Raw genomic sequence first — 5486 nt, forward strand, 5'->3', positions numbered from 1 at the left:
TGCGCCGCGAGGGTTCCGACCTCAAGCTGCGCAGCGGCGAGACCTTCGACCTGATCGGCATGTCGTCGGCGATGAGCCAGTTGCGCCAGACCATCGAGCGCGTCGCGCCGACCAACAGCCGCGTGATGATCGTTGGCCCCTCCGGTTCGGGCAAGGAACTGGCGGCGCGCGCCATCCATACGCTGTCGACCCGCAAGGGCGGGCCGTTCGTGACGCTGAGCGCCGCCAACATCACGCCCGAGCGCATGGAGATCGAATTGTTCGGCACCGAATCGAACGGGGTCGAGCGCAAGGTGGGAGCGTTGGAGGAGGCCCATCGCGGCATTCTCTACATCGACGAAGTGGCCGACATGCCACGCGAGACGCAGAACAAGATCTTGCGCGTGCTGGTCGAACAGCAGTTCGAGCGGGTGGGCGGCACGAAGCGGGTCAAGGTCGATGTCCGCATCATTTCCTCGACCTCGCAGAACCTGGAGGCAATGATCGCCGACGGGCGTTTCCGCGAGGATCTTTACCACCGGCTCGCCGTGGTTCCGGTCATGGTGCCGGGGCTGGCCGAGCGGCGCGAGGACATCCCCTACCTCGTCGACAATTTCATGAAGCAGATCGCCCGCCAGGCCGGCATCAAGCCGCGCCGTATCGGCGATGACGCGCTGGCCGTGCTGCAGGCGCACAACTGGCCGGGCAACGTGCGCCAGCTCCGCAACAATGTCGAGCGGCTGATGATCCTGGCGCGCGGCGAGGACGTCGACGCGCCGATCACCGCCGATCTGCTGCCGTCCGAAATCGGCGATGTCATGCCGCGCACGCCGAACCAGTCGGACCAGCACATCATGGCGCTGCCGCTGCGCGAGGCGCGCGAACAGTTCGAAAAGGACTATCTGATAGCCCAGATCAACCGTTTCGGTGGCAACATTTCGAAGACGGCCGAGTTCATCGGCATGGAGCGTTCCGCCTTGCATCGCAAGCTGAAGTCGCTGGGCGTCTGACGCGGCGTCCATCAGCCGCGCCTGGGCCAAGCATTTGCCGGTTACGGCGGCGGCGGAATCGCATAAGAAAGCCCGAGAATTTTCCAGGGGTCGCCAATGCCGCGCATTGCCTATGTCAACGGGCGCTACGTCGCTCATGCTGACGCTTCCGTGCATATCGAGGATCGCGGCTATCAGTTCGCCGACGGCGTCTACGAGGTCTGCGAGGTGGCGCGCGGCTTCATCGTCGACATGCCGCGCCACCTTGCCCGCCTGAACCGCTCGCTGACCGAGCTGTCGATCGCCTGGCCGGTGACACGCAATGTGTTGCCGCTGATCCTGCGCGAGGTGGTCAACCGCAATCATGTCGTCGACGGTCTGGTCTATGTTCAGGTGACGCGCGGTGTCGCCAGCCGCGATTTCGTTTTTCCGTCGGCGGACACGAAGCCGGCTTTGGTGGTGACAGCCAGGAAGGCGGATCCTGCCGCCGGCACGAAACGAGCCGAGACCGGTATCGCGGTCATTACCGTGCCGGAGAACCGCTGGGACCGTGTCGACATCAAGACCGTCGGGCTGCTGCCCAATGTATTGGCCAAGCAGAAGGCCAAGGAATCCGGCGCCCAGGAAGCCTGGTTCGTGGACACGGATGGCAACGTCAAGGAAGGCGGCTCGTCGAATGCCTGGATCGTTACCAGGGACGGCGTTCTGGTCACCAGGCCGGCCGAACATGGCATTCTGCGCGGCATCACGCGCACCACCATGTTCGAAGTCGCCGCAAAGCTCGGCCTGAAGATCGAGGAGCGTGGATTTTCCGTCGCCGAGGCCAAGGCGGCTCGCGAAGCATTCATCAGTTCGGCGACGACTATTGCCATGCCAATCGTGGCCATCGACGGTGATCCCATAGCCAATGGACACCCCGGCTCAATAACACTTTCGTTGCGGCAAGCCTTTTTTGACATTGCGGAAAAAAGTCCAGCCTGATAACCGCACAGGTGGAATGAACATCAATATATCTCGTTCTGCTTGTCGTTACTGACGGCAAGATGGTGTTTGCGCGCTTGACATGTGCCCGCTAATTTGGCGCATTGGCTGCAAACCGAAGGGGATCGGCGAAAGACAAAAACAATGGCGGAACGATCGCAAAACCTTCAGGACCTGTTCCTGAACTCAGTTCGCAAGAGCAAGAACCCGCTCACCATCTTTCTCATCAACGGCGTGAAGCTGACCGGCGTGGTCACTTCCTTCGACAATTTCTGCGTCCTGTTGCGCCGCGACGGCCACTCCCAGCTCGTCTACAAGCACGCCATTTCCACGATCATGCCGAGCCAGCCGGTTCAGATGTTCGATGGCGAGGAAAGCCAGGGCGCCTGATTGGCACGTGAGAAGGACGCGGACGGCACGGTTCGCGGAAAACCAGCGCATCATCCCGGGGCGGCCGAAGCCCCGACCCGGGCCGTTGTCATCGTACCGGTGCTTACCCGCCAACCGCGTAATGACGATGACACGAGCCGTCCTCGGCTGACGCGCTCGGCCGAGGCGCGCCACGACGAAGCAGTCGGCCTTGCCCGCGCCATCGACCTTGATCTGATCCATACGGCCGTCGTGACCGTCAACGACCCGCGTCCGGCGACATTGCTGGGCAGCGGCAAGGTCGAGGAATTCGCCGAAATCGTCAAGGAGGGCCATGCGGAAGTGGTCATCGTCGACCATCCGCTGACGCCGGTGCAGCAGCGCAATCTCGAGAAGGAATTCAACGCCAAGGTGCTGGATCGCACCGGGCTCATCCTGGAGATTTTCGGCGAGCGGGCGCGCACCAAGGAAGGCACGCTGCAGGTCGAACTTGCCCATCTCAACTACCAGAAGGGCCGCCTGGTACGCAGCTGGACCCACCTGGAGCGCCAGCGTGGCGGTGCCGGCTTCCTCGGCGGCCCCGGTGAAACGCAGATCGAATCCGATCGGCGTCAGTTGCAGGAAAAGATCATAAAGCTGAAGCACGAGCTGGAAACCGTGCGCCGCACCCGCGACCTGCATCGCGCCAAGCGCAAGAAGGTGCCGTTTCCGGTGGTGGCGATCGTCGGCTACACCAACGCCGGCAAGTCGACGCTGTTCAACAAGCTGACCGGGGCAGGGGTGCTGGCGCAGGACATGCTGTTTGCCACGCTTGATCCGACATTGCGCCGCGTACGCCTGCCGCATGGCACGCCGATTATACTTTCCGACACGGTGGGCTTCATTTCGGACCTTCCGACGCATCTGATCGCGGCTTTCCGCGCCACGCTGGAAGAAGTGGTCGAGGCCGACCTCGTTCTCCATCTGCGTGACATTTCCGATCCCGATACGGCGGCTCAGGCCGAGGATGTCGAGCGCATCCTCGCCGACCTCGGCGTCGATGCCGGCGACACCAAGCGCGTCATCGAAGTCTGGAACAAGATCGACCTTCTGGACGAAGGCAACAGGCACCGGCTGCTTGCCGACGGCGCCGACGGCAGCAAGGAACCGCCAATCGCCGTATCGGCGGTATCAGGCGAAGGCATCGATGTGCTGAAAGCGGTCATCGAAACGCGAATGGCCGGCGAGCTGCAAGACCTGACGGTGACGATCGAGCCGGCCCAGTTTGGCTTGGTCGATTGGCTTTATCGCAATGGTGACGTCGTTTCGCGGACCGACAATGACGACGGCAGCGCCACCATTTCACTGAAGGCCACGCAAAGCGCTCGCGAAGAGATCGAAAGCCGATTGCGGCGCAAAAACAACGGCTAACGCGCAGCAACTCCAGGAAAAGTGTATCGCGGTTTTCGCCCGGCATTGCCGAGCTATAGGCTTACGTCGCGGTTTTCGCTTCCTGCCAGAGCGCTTCCATTTCCTCCAGGGTCGCTTCCTCCAGCGTGCCGCCGGATTTCTCCACGGCCTGCTCGACGTAGTGGAAGCGTGAGCGGAATTTCTCGTTGGTGCCGGCAAGCGCCGCTTCCGAGTCGAGCTTCAAGTGACGGCCGAGATTGACGATGGCAAACAGCGTGTCGCCGAACTCGTCCTTGATGTCAGCCGTTTCGCCCTTGGCCAGAGCCTCGCGCAACTCCCCGATCTCTTCCTCGATCTTGTCCAGGATGGGAACGGCCTCGCTCCAGTCGAAGCCGACACGGGCAGCCTTTTCCTGAAGTTTCAGCGCTCGCGTCAAGGCGGGCAGGGCGACTGGAACACTGTCCAGGAAGCCTTTGCCATTATCCTCGGGGTCGAGGCCACGCGCGAGGCGGGCTTGCCGCTTCTCGGCCTTCTCCTGCGCCTTGATCTTCTCCCACATGCCCTTGGCCATGCCGGCGCTGCGAGCCTTCTCGTCGCCAAAGACATGCGGATGGCGGCGGATCATCTTGGTGGTGATGGCCTGGACCACGTCGCCAAACGCGAACTCTCCGGCCTCCTGCGCCATCTGCGCGTGGTAGACGACCTGCAGCAGGAGGTCGCCGAGTTCGTCGCGCAGGTCGTCGAGATCGCCGCGCGCGATGGCGTCCGCCACCTCATAGGCCTCCTCGATCGTATAAGGGGCTATGGTCGAGAAATCCTGCTCGATGTCCCACGGACAGCCGGTCTTCGGCGCGCGCAACGCCGCCATGATCTCGATCAGGCGTGAAATGTCTTTGGATGGCGTCATGCGGCGAATGCTATCGCGCGAACCGCCGCGCGGCCAACGCTGTCAGCCGGCGAGGGGACCTTGTCCACAGTTGCACGTACCCGTTTCGTCAGTCCAGCACGGAAACGATCGCCTTGGCGAGGTCATCCATGCCGTCCTCGGGCAGGCCGGCCACGTTGATGCGGCTGTCGCCGACCATGTAGACGGCGTGCTCGGCGCGCAGCCGTTCGACCTGCGCTTCCGTGAGGCCAAGCCGGGAGAACATGCCGCGATGGCTGGCAACGAAGTCGAAACGATCGGAATTGGATTGCCGCCGCAATGCCTCGGCGAACGCGACCCGAAGCCGCAGCATACGCAGGCGCATCTCTTCGAGCTCGGCTTCCCAATCGGCACGCAGCGCGGCGTCTTCCAGCACGATGCGCACCGCGGCCGCGCCATGGTCCGGCGGCATCGAATACATGGCGCGCGCCGCCGACAGCATCTGGCTCATCGCCACGTCGGCATGCGCGCCGTCCCTGGCCAGCACCATCGCCGCCCCGACACGGTCGCGGTAGACGGCGAAATTCTTCGAACAACTCGACGCCACGACCATTTCCGGCACCTTCGCGGCCAATAGTCGCAAGCCGAGTGCGTCCGCCTCGAGGCCGTCGCCAAAGCCCTGATAGGCGATGTCGACAAATGGCAGCAGGCCGCGCTCGACGACCAGATCCGTGACGCGCTCCCACTGAGCCGCGTCGAGATTGGCGCCGGTCGGGTTATGGCAGCAGCCATGCAGCAGCACCACGTCGCCGTTGTTGGCGCCCCGTAGCGCGGCCAGCATATCGTCGAAACGAACCGCGCCCGAGGCCGCATCGAAATAGGGATATTCGCGGATCTGCAGGCCGGCGGCACGC

6 protein-coding genes are annotated in these 5486 nt (G+C 63.1%); 4 read left to right on the forward strand and 2 right to left on the reverse strand.

All coding sequences use genetic code 11. From position 1 onward, the window contains the following. The 4 genes from EOA36_RS25980 to hflX form a co-directional block, all read left to right on the forward strand. The coding region (locus EOA36_RS25980) for a sigma-54 dependent transcriptional regulator (protein ID WP_145969313.1) at positions 1-989 on the forward strand (989 nt) is incomplete at its 5' end. 96 nt (positions 990-1085) lie between these two features. Further along, positions 1086-1949, forward strand: a complete 864-nt coding sequence (locus tag EOA36_RS25985; protein WP_127279996.1) for a D-amino-acid transaminase — start codon at positions 1086-1088, stop codon at positions 1947-1949. Between the two features lie 144 nt (positions 1950-2093). Continuing rightward, positions 2094-2339 (forward strand): RNA chaperone Hfq, encoded by a 246-nt coding sequence (gene hfq / locus EOA36_RS25990; protein ID WP_006202172.1) that lies wholly within the window; start codon positions 2094-2096, stop codon positions 2337-2339. Then, entirely contained in the window at positions 2340-3728 is a 1389-nt protein-coding gene (hflX, locus tag EOA36_RS25995; RefSeq protein WP_127279997.1) for a GTPase HflX, read from the forward strand. Between the two features lie 61 nt (positions 3729-3789). On the opposite strand, the gene mazG is transcribed toward hflX, so the two are convergent. Both mazG and EOA36_RS26005 read right to left on the reverse strand, forming a co-directional pair. Then, positions 3790-4614, reverse strand: a complete 825-nt coding sequence (mazG, locus tag EOA36_RS26000; protein WP_127279998.1) for a nucleoside triphosphate pyrophosphohydrolase — start codon at positions 4612-4614, stop codon at positions 3790-3792. An 88-nt stretch (positions 4615-4702) separates the two neighbouring features. Next, positions 4703-5486: aminotransferase class I/II-fold pyridoxal phosphate-dependent enzyme (locus EOA36_RS26005; RefSeq protein WP_127279999.1), on the reverse strand; the 784-nt coding region annotated here is incomplete at its 5' end.

The organism is Mesorhizobium sp. M8A.F.Ca.ET.021.01.1.1, from assembly GCF_003998025.1.
Classification (GTDB): domain Bacteria; phylum Pseudomonadota; class Alphaproteobacteria; order Rhizobiales; family Rhizobiaceae; genus Mesorhizobium.